This is a genomic window from Ruegeria sp. BE10 (assembly GCF_056538905.1).
In genome coordinates this window covers 76,282-90,982 of the sequence record NZ_JBQFTX010000004.1, presented here as the reverse complement: position 1 = coordinate 90,982, position 14,701 = coordinate 76,282, and the positions used below count along the sequence as shown (strand labels likewise).

General features: G+C 59.5%; 15 protein-coding genes. 5 read left to right on the top strand and 10 right to left on the bottom strand.

The genetic code is table 11. The annotated features are described in order from the left end of the window. The first annotated feature begins 6 nt into the window (after positions 1–6). Positions 7–588, top strand: a complete 582-nt coding sequence (locus ACR0M2_RS10795) for a transglycosylase SLT domain-containing protein (RefSeq protein WP_170351042.1) — start codon at positions 7–9, stop codon at positions 586–588. A 12-nt stretch (positions 589–600) separates the two neighbouring features. On the opposite strand, the gene ACR0M2_RS10790 is transcribed toward ACR0M2_RS10795, so the two are convergent. The 4 genes from ACR0M2_RS10790 to ACR0M2_RS10775 form a co-directional block, all read right to left on the bottom strand. Then, positions 601–1,197 (bottom strand): LolA family protein, encoded by a 597-nt coding sequence (locus ACR0M2_RS10790; protein WP_480705050.1) that lies wholly within the window; start codon positions 1,195–1,197, stop codon positions 601–603. Between the two features lie 39 nt (positions 1,198–1,236). Further along, positions 1,237–4,134 (bottom strand): DNA translocase FtsK, encoded by a 2,898-nt coding sequence (locus ACR0M2_RS10785; protein ID WP_480705048.1) that lies wholly within the window; start codon positions 4,132–4,134, stop codon positions 1,237–1,239. A 14-nt stretch (positions 4,135–4,148) separates the two neighbouring features. After that, positions 4,149–5,330 carry an aminotransferase class I/II-fold pyridoxal phosphate-dependent enzyme gene (locus ACR0M2_RS10780; protein WP_480705046.1) on the bottom strand — a complete coding sequence of 394 codons (1,182 nt, stop codon included), beginning with the start codon at positions 5,328–5,330 and terminating at the stop codon, positions 4,149–4,151. Positions 5,331–5,439: 109 nt separating this feature from the next. Next, positions 5,440–6,768, bottom strand: coding sequence for an amidase (locus ACR0M2_RS10775; RefSeq protein ID WP_480705044.1), 1,329 nt, complete (start codon positions 6,766–6,768; stop codon positions 5,440–5,442). 54 nt (positions 6,769–6,822) lie between these two features. Here ACR0M2_RS10775 and ACR0M2_RS10770 point away from each other — a divergent pair, with 54 nt between their 5' ends. Beyond that, positions 6,823–8,085: an FAD-dependent monooxygenase gene (locus tag ACR0M2_RS10770; RefSeq protein ID WP_254429603.1), complete on the top strand. Its 1,263-nt coding sequence runs from the start codon at positions 6,823–6,825 to the stop codon at positions 8,083–8,085. Here the strand turns inward: ACR0M2_RS10770 and ACR0M2_RS10765 are convergent. The 4 genes from ACR0M2_RS10765 to ACR0M2_RS10750 form a co-directional block, all read right to left on the bottom strand. After that, the gene (locus ACR0M2_RS10765) at positions 8,082–8,267 is read right to left on the bottom strand and encodes a Trm112 family protein (protein ID WP_170351047.1); all 186 of its coding nucleotides are present in this window, start codon (positions 8,265–8,267) and stop codon (positions 8,082–8,084) included. The two genes, ACR0M2_RS10770 and ACR0M2_RS10765, sit on opposite strands and share 4 nt — an antisense overlap. Next, complete coding sequence (locus tag ACR0M2_RS10760; protein ID WP_170362347.1) at positions 8,264–8,905, bottom strand: LON peptidase substrate-binding domain-containing protein; 642 nt, start codon at positions 8,903–8,905, stop codon at positions 8,264–8,266. Before ACR0M2_RS10760 ends, ACR0M2_RS10765 begins: the two co-directional genes overlap by 4 nt. 27 nt (positions 8,906–8,932) lie before the next feature. Then, complete coding sequence (gene trxA / locus ACR0M2_RS10755; RefSeq protein ID WP_480705042.1) at positions 8,933–9,850, bottom strand: thioredoxin; 918 nt, start codon at positions 9,848–9,850, stop codon at positions 8,933–8,935. Positions 9,851–9,926: 76 nt separating this feature from the next. After that, a complete protein-coding gene (locus ACR0M2_RS10750) occupies positions 9,927–10,715 on the bottom strand; it encodes an exodeoxyribonuclease III (protein WP_480705040.1) in 789 nt (262 codons plus the stop codon). A 224-nt stretch (positions 10,716–10,939) separates the two neighbouring features. Here ACR0M2_RS10750 and ACR0M2_RS10745 point away from each other — a divergent pair, with 224 nt between their 5' ends. Further along, the gene (locus ACR0M2_RS10745; RefSeq protein ID WP_170362350.1) at positions 10,940–11,395 is read left to right on the top strand and encodes a hypothetical protein; all 456 of its coding nucleotides are present in this window, start codon (positions 10,940–10,942) and stop codon (positions 11,393–11,395) included. A gap of 191 nt (positions 11,396–11,586) precedes the next feature. Here ACR0M2_RS10745 and ACR0M2_RS10740 read toward each other — a convergent pair whose 3' ends face one another. Then, a complete protein-coding gene (locus ACR0M2_RS10740; protein ID WP_058283107.1) occupies positions 11,587–12,273 on the bottom strand; it encodes a response regulator transcription factor in 687 nt (228 codons plus the stop codon). Between the two features lie 161 nt (positions 12,274–12,434). On the opposite strand from ACR0M2_RS10740, the gene ribA reads away from it, so the two are divergent. Further along, entirely contained in the window at positions 12,435–13,529 is a 1,095-nt protein-coding gene (gene ribA / locus ACR0M2_RS10735; protein WP_480705038.1) for a GTP cyclohydrolase II, read from the top strand. Beyond that, complete coding sequence (locus ACR0M2_RS10730) at positions 13,526–14,026, top strand: L,D-transpeptidase family protein (RefSeq protein ID WP_480705036.1); 501 nt, start codon at positions 13,526–13,528, stop codon at positions 14,024–14,026. The genes ribA and ACR0M2_RS10730 overlap by 4 nt, the downstream gene beginning before the upstream one ends. Here ACR0M2_RS10730 and ACR0M2_RS10725 read toward each other — a convergent pair. After that, a complete protein-coding gene (locus tag ACR0M2_RS10725; protein WP_170553148.1) occupies positions 14,010–14,669 on the bottom strand; it encodes a YggS family pyridoxal phosphate-dependent enzyme in 660 nt (219 codons plus the stop codon). The two genes, ACR0M2_RS10730 and ACR0M2_RS10725, sit on opposite strands and share 17 nt — an antisense overlap. Positions 14,670–14,701: the final 32 nt, after the last annotated feature.

Below are 14,701 nucleotides of genomic sequence, written 5' to 3'. Positions count from 1 at the left end.
AGGCACATGAGCAGAATTCTTATCGTACTCTTCGGGGTGCTGCTTTTGGCATCCTGTGGTGGTGGGTCCAAGCAACCACCCAGCAAATTGAATGACGCGTGCAGCATTGCGCGCGAACGGCCCGATTATATGAAGGCCTTTAAGAGCACCGAGCGCAAATGGGGCGTCCCGGTTCATGTTCAAATGGCGACGATCTATCAGGAAAGCCGCTATAAGCATGACGCACGCACGCCGCATAATTACGTTCTGGGTGTGATTCCGATGGGCCGGCAGAGCAGCGCATATGGCTTCAGCCAAGCGTTGGATGGCACCTGGGATGAATACCAGCGCGAGACCGGCAAGCGCCGGGCCAAGCGTGACCGTATCCGCGATGCGTCTGACTTTATCGGCTGGTATATGAACAAAAGTTATCAGCGGAACGGCATTCACCCCAGCGACACCCGCAACCAGTATCTAGCCTATCACGAAGGCCACACCGGCTATGCCCGGGGCAGCCACTATAGCAAGACCTGGTTGCTGAATGTCGCCAATGATGTGGATGCGCGCGCCAAACTTTACCAAGCGCAACTGTCCGGTTGCCGCTATTGACCAGAACGCGGGTCAGCGATTGCCTGACCCGCTTCTTTTCGCTTTGGTAAACAGATCTCGGCTCAGGTTGCTGTCTGTATCCAGTTGACCCAACAGCACGGTTGTTTTCGTGCCCGCATTGTCATGGATCACCCATTTGCGCAGCTCAACCGGGTTGTCGGTGAACATCAGCTCGATCCGTCCACTTTCGGGGTTTTTCGGGTCTTGGGCGGTGACAACTGTGGCGGTGCCGTCGAAGTCATGAGCCACAACCATATTTGCCTGCCCCAAGTTCACGTTACGCGCCAGCACCAGTGACAGCGGTGTCCGATTCAGCGGGTATTGCTCGGGCGGCTGGTTCGACTTGGGGTCAAAGATTTGCACCGTGCCCGTATTGGCCAGAACAACGGCACTGTTGGGCGGATCATATTCGAACCGCATCTTGCCCGGCCGCTGCATCCACAGCTTGCCGGTACTCAACGAGCCGTCATCATTGACCTGAGTGAATGTCGTCTCAACGGTATTCAGTCCGTTCAGATAATTGGATATCTGCGACAATGGCAGTTTGTCGGCCGCCCAGGCGGCAGGTGCGGCCAGGGTCAGAGCAAGGGCAAAAGCAATCTGTTTCATAAAACCCAGATAAGCGCTTTGCCCTTGTTATTAAATATCCTACTGCTCGGGGACGAGGATTTCCCGCTTACCGACGTGATTTGCAGAAGAAACAACGCCTTCGTCCTCCATCTGCTCAACCAACCGCGCGGCCTTGTTGTAGCCAATGGCAAGTTTCCGCTGGATGTATGAGGTCGAGCATTTGCGATCCTTGATCACAATCGCCACGGCCTGATCATAGAGGGCATCTTCGCCGTTCGTATTGCCGCCCGTGTTCAGACCCAGAACGGCATCGATATTGTCAGCCTTCTCATCTGCCGGTCCATCGACAACGCCGCTCATGTAATCCGGCGGGCCGAACTGTTTCAGGTGATTGACGATTTCTTCAACCTCTTCGTCCGAGACAAATGGCCCGTGGCAGCGGGTGATCTTGGCCCCACCGGCCATATACAGCATATCGCCCTGCCCCAGCAGTTGTTCAGCACCCATTTCGCCCAGAATGGTGCGGCTGTCGACTTTCGAGGTCACCTGGAACGAAATCCGGGTCGGGAAGTTCGCCTTGATCGTACCGGTGATCACATCGACCGAGGGACGCTGCGTAGCCATGATCAAGTGAATGCCCGAGGCCCGCGCCATTTGCGCCAGACGCTGAATGCAAGCTTCGATCTCTTTGCCCGCTACCATCATCAGGTCGGCCATCTCGTCGACGATGACAACGATATAGGGCATCGACTCGGGGGCGAATTCTTCGGTCTCGAACATCGGTTCGCCGGTTTCGTCATCGAACCCGGTCTGGACCGTGCGGCTGAACAACTCGCCCTTGGCCAACGCGTCCTTCACACGGCCGTTGTAGCCCGCGATATTACGCACGCCCATCTTGGACATCTTGCGATAGCGGTCCTCCATCTCGCCCACGACCCACTTCAGGGCCACAACCGCCTTTTTGGGGTCGGTTACAACGGGCGACAGCAGATGCGGGATGCCGTCATAAACTGACAGTTCCAACATCTTCGGATCGATCATGATCAGGCGGCATTCGTCCGGTGACAACTTGTACAACAGCGACAGGATCATCGTGTTGATCGCTACCGACTTACCAGACCCGGTGGTCCCCGCAATCAGCAAGTGAGGCATCTTGGCCAGGTTCGCCACAACGGACTCGCCACCGATATCCTTGCCCAACGCCAGAGGCAGCGCATGGTTACCGTCACCAAAATCTCGGCTGGCCAGAATTTCGCGCAGAACCACCATCTCACGGTTTTCATTCGGCAGTTCGATCCCGATCACCGAGCGGCCCGGCAGAGTCGAAACCCGGGCCGACAACGCCGACATCGAACGGGCAATGTCGTCGGCCAGACCTATCACACGGCTGGCTTTCAGGCCCGGCGCCGGTTCCAGTTCGTACATGGTGACAACCGGACCGGGGCGGACGCTGGTGATCTCACCCTTGACGCCATAGTCATCCAGCACGTTTTCAAGCATCCGCGCGTTTTCTTCCAACGCCTCGTCGCTAAGGTGATGGCGCTGAATGCTGGCGGGGTTGGACAACAGGCTTAGCGGCGGCAATTCGAAATCGGAATGCCGCTCCTCAAATGACAGGGTCGGCTGCGCCTCGGCCTGCGCGCGTCGCGAGGGCGGCGGGGTCCGGCGCACAGGCTGCGCCACCACCGGTTTGCGCGGCTCGGCCACCGGGATATTCATCGCAGGTCGCTGCTGTGGCGCGGGTTCGGGCGCGTCCTCAAACACGGCTTCGTCTTCGAAATCCGGCTCGGGCGCAAAGTCCTGATGCAGCGGTTCTTGCTGCCACTCTGGCGCGGGTTCTGCTGTCAACATCGGTTCCGGCGGCAGTCCAGCCGAGGTCATCGGCGGTTCGGGCGGCAGCTCGTCGCCACCTCTGGGGTTCAGGATCAGCGGATCGGGCCCCCGGCCCCGCCCTTTGGTCAACGGCAGGTTCGGATCAGGCTCGGGGGTCATTTCGCCGATCGCGACCTTGCGGTTGCGCACAGCGGCAGAGATCTTGGATCGGATACGATCCTCACCCGGCATTTCGTCAAACCCAGCAACGGGTTCAGGATCGACCAGCTCGGGCTCAATCATCGGATCGGGACGGCGGATCAGGCTGGGCATCCGCGCCAACAAGCCCGGCTTTGCGGGCTCGGGTTCTTCATAGTCCGGCTCTTCGAACACCGGATCGGCATAGGCCAGATCATCGTCAAAAACGGCTTCGGCGGCTTCCGCCCGGATGGCTTTGCGTTCTTCCCACTGTGCACGGCGATCGCGGGCGGCCTGCGCGGTGGCGGTGGCACCGCGGCCGAGCATGTTCATCAGCATGTCATAGGCCATAACCAAGCCCAGCAAGAAGGCGCGGAAGCCTTTGCGCACATCCGCCTTGGTAAAGCCCAGCACAAAGACACCCAGCGCCAGCATCCCGGCAGCCATCGCCAGTGACATCAGCTTGACCATGAAATGCGAGGAAATCGGCAGCAGCGTCAGAAGCGCGCCCATTACGGTATCGCCGAACAGACCACCCAAACCAAAGCTGTGGGTCGCACGCCACGCCTCCCCCGGCACCAGAGTCGCGGCATAGACCGAGACTATGGCAATCCAGATCGGCGCAAAGATCAGGCGGCCAACCGCGCGCTCCTCGCCGAAATGCCCAGCAAAGCGCACGCCCCAGCCGATCAGCACCAGCGCGATACTCCAGCTGCCCCAACCTACGATCATGAACAACGGTGCGGCGATTGAGGCACCAATCCGCCCCATCCAGTTTTGCACCGGCGCGTCCGTTGAAACCATCCAATTCGGATCATCCGGCGTGTAGGACCAGATCATCGCAGCGGCGGCCAGGCCCAGCAGGATCAGGGCGATCCCGATCAGCTCTTTGCTGCGCCGCTCAATCGCGGCCTGAGTCGTGCTGTCCAGCAATGGATCGCGGTTGCGCGCGTTATAAGATGCCATTTTGCCCTCGTACCTCACGAATAGATGCAGTCGCGGAGCATGATCAGCCCGCGCTTCATCTCTGTTTTTGGGGCCACCATGGCGACCCGGATAAATTGTTCGCCCGGGTTTTGCCCCGGATCGCCTTGAGAAAGATATGCGCCCGGCAGCACCCGTACCCCGGTCTGCTGCCAAAGCTTCAATGCGGTTTCTTCGCCGTTTTCGACCGGTAGCCACAGGAAAAACCCCGCCTCTGGCGGCATATAACCCTGAACATTGGCAAATACCTCATCGGCAATCGCGTATTTTTCCTGATACAGCGCGCGGTTCTCAGCGACATGCGCCTCATCCGCCCAAACCCGTGCCGCTGCGGCCTGCAAGGGGGCTGGTAAGGGCGCGCCCGCGTAACTGCGCAACTGCTTGACCCGTTTGATCGTCTCAGGCCCGCCCGCAATCAGGCCGGACCGCAGCCCTGCCAGATTGGACCGTTTTGACAGCGAGTTGAACAGGGTGACCCGTTCGGGATCGGCCCCCAGTTCCTGCGCTATGGTCAGAGCTCCGGCGGGGGCATCATTGCGATAAATCTCGGAATAACACTCATCCGCGAAAATGCGGAAATCGTATTTCTCGGCCAATTGGATCAGCTCGGCCCAATAATCGCGCGAGGCAACGGCCCCCTGCGGGTTGGCGGGTGAGCAGATATAGGCCACAGCGGTGCGGTTCAGCACGTCCTCGGGCAATCCAGCGTAATCGGGCAGATGACCGGTCGCGGCGGTTGCGGGCACAAAGACCGGCTCGGCCGCAACCGAGATCGAGGCGACCATATAAACCTGATAAAACGGGTTCGGGCACAGGATGACCGGTCTTTGGCCGTTCTTCTGTTCCGGGCACAGCGCCATGGCGGCGTTATACAACCCTTCACGCGTGCCGTTCAGCGCCATCACGTTGGTTTCGGGGTCCATCGCCACGCCATAGCGGCGCTTGATCCAGTCGCTGATCGCGCCACGCAGCTCGGGCGAGCCTTCGTTTGGTGGATAGCCCTGAAACCCCGCAGCGTTCTCCAAGATCACATCCGTCACCCAAGCCGGGAAGTCATGCATCGGCGCGCCGATGGTCATGTGAATCACGTCTCTGCCCGGCTGATGGTGGTCCAACAGGGTGCGTAAACGCGGAAATGCGTATTCCGGTAGGTTCGAAAACCGCTCGGGGAAATTCATAACTGCTGCCTCAATATCGGGATCATTTTCGCCCCGTTTTTTTAGCAGATTACAGGCCGCACCCCGCTTCGTCCAGACAAAGAGGTGCCGAATCAGGGGATTGTGGCATTCAGGCCAATGCTGCTTCGGCTGCTGATCCAAGTCGCAAAAGCACTTCTTCCGAGCCCGGATAACCTAACATCATCAGCCCACAACCGGGGGTGCCGGTGGGCAGGGTCAGGGCTGCAAGCCCCATCAGGTTGCCAATCCGCGTATTGCGCAGCGCCAGCAGGTTTTCGGTAACGTAATAGTCGTGATCCGTCATCAACCGCTCCAGATTCGGTGGCAGAATCGGGGCTGTCGGGGCCAGAACGGCGTCAAAGCCAGAGGTTGCCGCATCCCAAGCGGCCCGGCAGGCTTTCAGTTTGGACCATGCGGCGACGTAATCGGGGCCAGAGGTATCTTTGCCTGCACGGAACCGAGCCAGAATTTCGGGATACATGGCGTCTGGGTTGGCCTCGATCACGTCGCGCCACAAACCATAGGCTTCGGTGGTGTAGAGAATGCCCGAAAGCCCCATCGCCTCATCCAGTTCGGGCACTTCCAATGGCACGATTTCCGCGCCAGCATCGCGCAACCGGTCAACAGCGTCGTCAAAAGCTTTGCGGGGCGCATCGCGCAGGTCGTCCTTGGCGACGTTCTGCAGATCAGCAAAGCGCCGACCTTTCAGGCTGGCCCCCCGCAGGTCCGCCGGTGTGCCTCCTTCCAACAGCGCCAGCATATGCGCGGCATCCTCAACCGACCGGGTCAGCGGACCGGCGGTGTCGAATCGCAGGCACAAAGGCACTACACCTTCCAGGCTGATCCGTCCGGCGGTAGTTTTCAGCCCCACCAAGTTGTTCCAGGCCGCGGGGATGCGGACCGATCCGCCGGTGTCCGAGCCGATCCCGCCAGCCGCCAATCCCCAGGCCACCGATGCCCCGGCACCAGACGAGGATCCACCCGGCACCGCCTCTACATCATCGACGCAGGGCGGCGTGCCAGTAATTGGGTTCAGGCCGAGGCCGGAAAAGGCCAGCTCGCTCATATGGGTTTTGCCCAGACAGACCGCCCCCAATGCGGTGGCGTTGCGCACCACGACCGCGTCAGTTTCCGGCACCCGACCATTCAGCAGGGCCGACCCGGACTCGGTTCCGATACCGGCAGTGTCGAACAGGTCTTTCCAACTGATCGGCACCCCATCCAAAAGCGACAGGCGCCGCCCCAGCTTGGCGCGGGCTTGCGCCGCTGCCGCCTCAGACCTGGCGCGATCATGGGTGACACGGGCATAGATTCGGTCGCTGTGGGGATGTTCGTCGATGGCCGACAGGTATGTTTCGGTCAATTCCGCCGGGTCAATCCGCCCCATACCGATGCCCCGACCCAGATCACACGCCGTCATGGTCAGCCAATCCTGCATCACCGCCCCCTTGAAAAAATTGCGCTTTGACGGACGGTAGCGACAGGACCGCACATGGACAATCCCGAATGGGCGCGCATATTGCGGGGCATGGAACAAACCTCGGATATCCTGATCGTGGGCGGCGGCCTGAACGGCCCGGCATTGGCTTTGGCACTGGCGCAGACCGGCCATTCGGTCACCGTGATTGACGCGCTGGCGGAAAAAGTGCGCAAGAACGCAGCCTTTGATGGGCGTGCCTATGCGCTGGCGCTAGCCTCGCAAAGGTTGTTGGATGCGATCGGGGTCTGGGATCGCGTGGCCGAACACGCCCAGCCGATGTTGGAAATCAAGGTGACCGATGGGCATGCAGGCGTTGGGCCATCCCCGTTCTTCATGCATTTCGACCATGCCGAGATCGAAGAAGGTCCGATGGGCTACATGGTCGAAGACCGCCACCTGCGCCGCGCCTTTATGAGCGCCATGGCCGAGGAAAAAGGCATCACAGAAATCAGCGGCAGAACCGTTGTCGCGCAGGATTGCGATGCGACCGGCGTGACGCTGACCTTGGACGACGGCACCACACTGACCGGTTCAATGCTGGTCGGTTGCGACGGTCGCCGCAGCGGGACCGCCACGCGGGCGGGCATCAAGCGTACTGGCTGGGATTACGGCCAGACCGCACTGGTCTGCGCCATCGAACATGACCTGCCCCACCACGGCGTTGCCCACCAGTTCTTCATGCCACCCGGCCCGCTAGCCATTCTGCCCCTGACCGGCAATCGCAGTTCGATCGTCTGGAGCGAACGGACCGAGACGGCCCAGCACATCAACACCCTGCCCGAAGACGAGTACCTGCAGGTCCTGCGCCCCCGGTTCGGAGATTTTCTGGGCGATATCCGCCTGCAGGGCGACCGGTTCACCTATCCGCTGAACCTGACCATCGCCAATTCCTTCATTGGCGACCGAATGGCCCTGGTCGGAGACGCCGCCCACGGCATGCACCCCATCGCGGGGCAAGGCCTGAACGCGGGTCTGCGCGATGTCGGGGCTCTTGCCGAGGTGCTAACACTGGCCGGACGGCGCGGCGAGGATATCGGATCTGTCCTGGTGCTGGAACGCTATCAGGAATGGCGGCGGTTCGACACGGCGGCGCTGGCTATGGCGACAGACGTGTTCAACAAGCTGTTTTCCAACGACAACCCACTGCTGCGGATCGGACGCGACATTGGAATGGGAATTGTGGGATCGCTGCCCGGCCTGCGCCGTGGCTTCGTGCGTGAGGCCGCCGGGCTGACCGGAGACCTGCCAAAACTGCTGCAGGGTCGCGCGATTTAGTCTAGTTCTCGCGCCTCATCGACCAACATCACCGGGATCCCATTTCGGATCGGAAAGGCCAGATTGGCCGCCTTGGACACCAGTTCCTGCTTGTCGGCATCGTAGTGCAAAGTCGTGTGTGTCTGCGGACAAATCAGAGCCTCAAGCATATGCCGGTCGAAAGGGTGTTGGGGTTCGGTCATTGCAGTTTTTCCTCATTCGTGCCGCCGCGCATGGCGAATTCTATCAGTGTCGTTAGTGTCTCGCGCCGGGTGCGCAGACAGGGGGCCTCAAGCAGCGCTTGTTTTTCCTCGGGATCGAAATCCAGCAGCATCGACAGTGAATTCACCAGCAACTCATCATCTGCGTCTTTCAACGTATCCCAATCGGTCGAAAGCTGGCGCGAGGCGAAAAACCGTTCCAACAAGCCCAAAAATGCGCTGCGGTCGAAACTATCGTCCATCTCGGCCCGGCCCAAATCCCGATCAAACCCACCCCACGACACGGCACAGCGCCGGTAAGGCGTAAAGGCGTCCAACTCGGATTGGACGCGGAACCGTGAAATCCCGGTCAGGGTAATCAGGTAACGGCCATCTTCGGTTTCCGAAAACTGCGTCACACGCCCAGCACAGCCGATCTGGTGCAGCTTATCTTCGTTGCTGTGACATGGGTTCGGCTGCACCATGCCGATCAGCCGCTCCTGCGTTTTCAGTGCGTCGTCCAGCATCTGCAGATAGCGCGGCTCGAAAATATGCAGCGGCAGGCGCGAGCGGGGCAACAACAGCGCCCCCGGCAATGGAAAAACGGATACCGTTTCCGGCAGATCAGCGGGATGCATCATGTATCCGAGTGTAGCTCTGATCCCGAATTAGGCAAATATCATCGAGCTGAGCTTGCGCCGCCCGTTCAGAACGATCGGATCATTGGGTTTTAGCGCGTCGAAGACGGTGAACAGCTGCGCCTTGGCGGCACCGTCATTCCATTCGCGATCACGGCGGAACAGGTCCAGCAACTGCGCCACGGCCTCCTCCACATTGCCATTGGCGTGCAGTGCCTGCGCCAGATCGAACCGGGCCTGAAGGTTGTCGGGATCAGCCTCGACCGCAGCGGTCAGTTCGGCCACCGGACCGGCATCAGCGGCCTGCTTGGCCAGTTCCAGCTGCGCATGCGCCGCCTCCACCTCGGCCGAGGTAGAAATCTCGGCAGGTGCGCCGTTCAGAATGGCTTCGGCCTGTTCCAAATCGCCTGACGCGATGTGTGCGCGAACCAGCCCGCCGTAAGCCCCGGCATGGTTCGGATCTTCGCCCAAAATCGCAGCAAAGGTTTGGGCCGCATCAACAGCGGCGCCATCGGCCAGCATATCTTCGGCAGCTTCGACTGCGTCATCCAGCTGCCCACCGGGGCTTTCGCCGCCCGCGGCTTCGATCACACGATCAACAAAAGCCTTGATTTCCGAACCCGGCTGAGCGCCTTGAAACCCGTCGATGGGCTGACCTTTGAAAAAGGCATAAACGGTCGGGATCGACTGAATGCGCATTTGCGACGCGATCATCTGCGCCTCATCCACGTTGATCTTGACCATCTTCACCGCACCCTTGGCAGCGGTTACAGCTTCTTCCAGGGCGGGCCCCAGCGTCTTGCATGGCCCGCACCACGGCGCCCAGAAATCAACGATGACAGGCGTTTCCTGAGAGGCCTCGACCACGTCGACCATAAAGGTCGCCTCGGACCCGTCCTTGATCAGATCGGTGGCCTCGGGGCTGGCTGCGGCGTTCAGAAGATCCATGGTTTTCACTCTCCGGTTCGAACTTGCGCCCTATATGCAACCGCTGGCAGCGGAAACCAAGGGCAGAGTTGCGTAATTACAGGTCAAAACTGGCAAAAACGGGTGCGTGGTCGCTTGGTTTTTCCCATCCGCGCGCGTCGCGCAGGACTCGGCTGGAGTGGCCCGCGTTCGAGATATCGGGCGTGGCCCAGACGTGATCCAGCCGCCGCCCCTTGTCAGCGGCGTCCCAATCGCGCGCGCGATAGGACCACCAACTGTACAATTGCCCCTCGGGAATATCCTGGCGGGTGATATCAACCCAAGCGCCCGCATCCTGGGTTTCAGCCAGCGCTTCGACCTCGATCGGTGTGTGCGAAACAACCTTGAGCAGTTGTTTGTGCGACCAGACGTCATCCTCGCGCGGGGCGATGTTCAGATCCCCCACCAGAATGGATTTTTCCGGCTTTTCCGCATGGAACCAATCGCGCATGTCGCTGAGGTAATCGAGCTTTTGCCCGAACTTCTCATTCTTTTCGCGGTCCGGCACGTCGCCACCTGCGGGGACATAGAAATTGTGGATTGTGACCCCGTTTTCCAACCGTCCGGCAATGTGTCGCGCGTGACCGAGACCCGCGAAATCCTTGTCGCCGACCTCTTCCATCGGTAGCCGAGACAAGATCGCGACGCCGTTATAGCCCTTTTGTCCACGTGCAACCATGTGGGTATAGCCCAGTTCCGCAAACCCTTCGGTCGGGATCTTTTCGACCGGCGACTTGCACTCCTGCAGACACAGAACATCCGGCGCTTCCTCCTGCAGCAATTTCAGCACGATAGGCTCGCGCAGGCGGACCGAGTTGATGTTCCAGGTGGCAAGGGTAAAGGGCATGGGGGATTCCTCTGTCGCAATTGGCGCAAGTTAGCGTGGCGTATCCGCCGGTGCCACGAGAAAAAATTGTCCTGAGCCAGTTTTTGGTTTTGAGGGCAAACGGGCTCAATCCACCACACCGTTCGCAACATAAAGCGCAGGTTAAATCCTGTTTATGTTTCGTCGCCAGCATGGAAATCAGATCAGCGGTTCCCAACATTTGTGACTAGAAAACGGAGGAAACCATGACCAGATTCAAGACACTTGGCGCTGCCGCGCTGGCCAGCACCCTTGCCTTTGCAACCCATGCAGTTGCGGAAAACACACCTGATCTGCGCGGCGTCTGGAGCGGCACCCACACCGTTGCGGCCCTGCCCAACGAACACAGCGACGGAGCCCCGCGTTTTAATCAATCTGAGTGGGTTCTTGAGATCAAACAACAGCAGGACAATGCGTTCTGGGGAACCAGCAAATGGAGCCGGATCGGCTCGGACCGGTGGAACGAAGGGCAGGTTACCGGGACAATCAGCCGCGATGGCACTGGTTCAATCGCCATGGTTGAAACCCGGGTCGGAGAAGACCGCCAGGTCAACGGGTTGATCGATGCCACATTTGAAGATGGCAAGATTTATGCTGATTTTCGCAGCCTACGCAGCGGCATAACCTACGGTACCGTTCTGGAAAACGACGGCACCAGCTAAACTGTGCTTGAGTGAGCAAATCTGGCCATCGGATTTGTATCTTCGACCCAGCTTGTTTCAAAAAAAGGCCGGGCCATCAGGCCCGGCAGTCCAACAGGGAGGTGCATGTCATAACCCGGACATGCGCGGGTTGGGAGTAATCTAATTACGTATCCAGAGTATCACTTTGATCCACGTCAATCCACAACGAGTTAAGAGACCAAGCGATATCCACCCGATTCTGTGACCAAAAGGCGCGCATTTGACGGATCGGGCTCGATTTTCTGGCGCAGACGGTAGATATGCGTCTCTAACGTGTGGGTGGTGACACCGGCGTTATAACCCCAGACCTCATGGAGCAGTACGTCGCGCGCGACCACACCATCGGTCGAGCGGTACAGGAACTTGAGAATATTGGTTTCTTTTTCGGTCAGCCGGATTTTGCGATCTTCTTCGGTGATCAGCATCTTCATCGCAGGCTTGAACGTGTACGGCCCCAGAACAAACACCGCATCCTCGGATTGCTCATGCTGGCGCAGCTGGGCACGGATACGGGCCAGCAGCACGGGAAACTTGAACGGTTTCGAGACATAGTCGTTGGCACCTGCATCCAGGCCCAGGATGGTATCTGCGTCGCTGTCATGGCCGGTCAGCATCAGAATCGGGCTTTTTACACCTTGCTTGCGCATCAGGCGGCACAGCTCGCGCCCATCGGTATCCGGCAGACCAACGTCCAGAATGACCAGATCGTAAATCGCTTCACGCGCCCGCTCCATCGCGGACTGACCGTCATGGGCTTCGAACACGTCGAAATCCTCAGTCATCACGAGTTGCTCGCTAAGCGCCTCGCGCAGGTCTTCGTCATCATCCACCAGCAGAATTTTCTTGAGCTGAGCCATGTGCGGTCCTCCTAAGCCTTTTCCACCACTTGCGCGCGGAAGATGCAATCAACAAGGTTTGCTGCAATTGTCTCACGCCCTCGTGTCCAAGGTAGAGGAAATGTTTCACATTTCTGCCGTATCAGGCTACAGGAAGGCTTGAACGTTACAGGGTAACATAAATGAGTCTGATCCCGGATATTTCAGAATTGCTGGCGCGGGCCCGCGCCGATCTGCGCATGGGGGTTCCCGTCGCATTGACCGACGACAGCGGGTTCAGCGTGCTGGCCATCGCGGCTGAGACCCTGAGCGCGCAACGGCTCGCGGATCTGCGCGGGCTTGGTGGCGACCCGGTGGTTGCTGTCACTGTGCGGCGGGCGGAGACGCTGAAGGCCCGGTCTTATGATGGCGATCTGGCGCGTGTGGTTATCCCTGCCGATGCCGATATGACCTGGGTGCAGGCGGTGGCCGATCCGTCAGACGACCTGAACGCTCCGATGAAGGGCCCCCTGATGACCGAACGTCAGGGCAACGCCAACCTGCACCGCATCGCAATCGCCCTCACCAAGTCGGCGCGATTGCTGCCCGCAGCCGTTGTGATGCCCATTGAGGATGGGCGTGGCTTTGCAGCGGCACATGGCCTGACATGCATTGACCACACCCGCGCTGCGCCACATCTGGCCGATCGCAGTGAGCTTCATGCTGTGGTTGCCGCCCGCCTGCCGATGGAAGTATCCGAGGCCGGTCGATTGCACGTTTTTCGCCCCGAAGACGGTGGCGAGGAACATTACGCAGTCGAGATCGGCCGCCCTGATCGGGATAAACCGGTTTTGGCCCGTTTGCATTCGGCCTGTTTTACCGGAGACCTTATGGGCAGTCTGAAATGCGACTGCGGTCCGCAATTGCGTGGTGCGCTGGCTCAGATGGGTTCGGAAGGGGCCGGGGTGCTGCTGTATCTGAACCAGGAAGGGCGCGGGATTGGCCTTGCCAACAAGATGCGCGCCTATTTCCTGCAGGATCAGGGGTTCGACACAGTCGAAGCCAATCATCGGTTAGGGTTCGAGGATGATGAGCGGGATTTCCGGCTGGGTTCGGACATTCTGAAATCTTTGGGGTTCAACTCGGTCCGATTGCTTACCAACAACCCGGCAAAGATCGCGATGATGGAGAAGACCGGTATCGCCGTGACCGAGCGCGTGCCGCTGAAGGTTGGCGAAACCGCCCATAACCGCGGATATCTTGCGACCAAGGCGGCCAAGTCCGGGCATCTGCTGTGACGCCGAATGATCTGGTCCTGACACCGCGCGGAGTACGATTTGCCGGGCGTGTCTTCCCCTGCACAATCGGCAAAGGTGGGTTGAGCCACGCAAAACGCGAAGGGGATGGCGCCACGCCCACGGGCGTACATCACATCGTGGGGATGCTGTACCGGCCAGATCGCATGGCCAAACCGGCCCCTTGGGCGATTCCCATCGGTCCGCGCGATCTTTGGTCGGATGACGGGCGGGACGACCAGTACAATAATCTGGTCAGCGCGCCCTATGACTTTAGCCATGAAAAGCTGCGCCGCGCAGATCCGCTGTATGATCTGGTGTTGATCACCGATTGGAACTGGCCCAATGCGATACCGGGCCACGGATCGGCGATCTTTGTTCACCAATGGCGCCGCCCGGGATTCCCGACCGAGGGTTGCGTAGCCTTCCGCCGGGACCACCTGCATTGGATCGCGCGCCAGATTTCGCCTGGCACGCGTGTAATTATTCCTGCGGCCTGACCCGTTCACCAAAAATGGCCGAGCCCACGCGCACATGGGTTGCCCCCAGCGCAATGGCTTGTTCGAAATCACCGCTCATACCCATCGATAGACCAGTCAGGCCGTTGCGTTCAGCTATTTTCGCCAGCAGTGCGAAATGCAGTGAAGGTTCCTCATCGACAGGTGGGATACACATCAATCCCTGGATCGGCAGGTCCAGCCCACGGCATTCTGCAATAAACGCATCCGCCTCGGCAGGCAGGATACCGGCCTTTTGATCCTCTTCCCCGGTATTGACCTGAATGAACAGATCCGGGCAGGTGCCGACCTCTTGTGCCAGCCGCGCCAGCGTTTTGGCCAGCTTGGGCCGGTCGACCGAGTGGATAGAGTTGACCAGCTCAATCGCTTGACGGGCCTTGTTGGTTTGCAGCGGGCCGATCAGATGCAGATCAATGTCGGCGAACTGCTCCATGAAACCCGGCCATTTACCTACGGCCTCTTGAACCCGATTTTCACCAAAACACCGATGGCCCTGCTCCAGAACAGCCTGCACACGTTCGTTCGGCTGCACTTTTGATACGGCGATCAGTTTGACAGAACCGGCAGGTCGCCCGGCGGCAGTTTCGGCTTTGGAAATACGGGCAGTGATATCTTGCAGCGACATAAGCTTCCTCAATCTGCTTTCAGCGCAGGAAA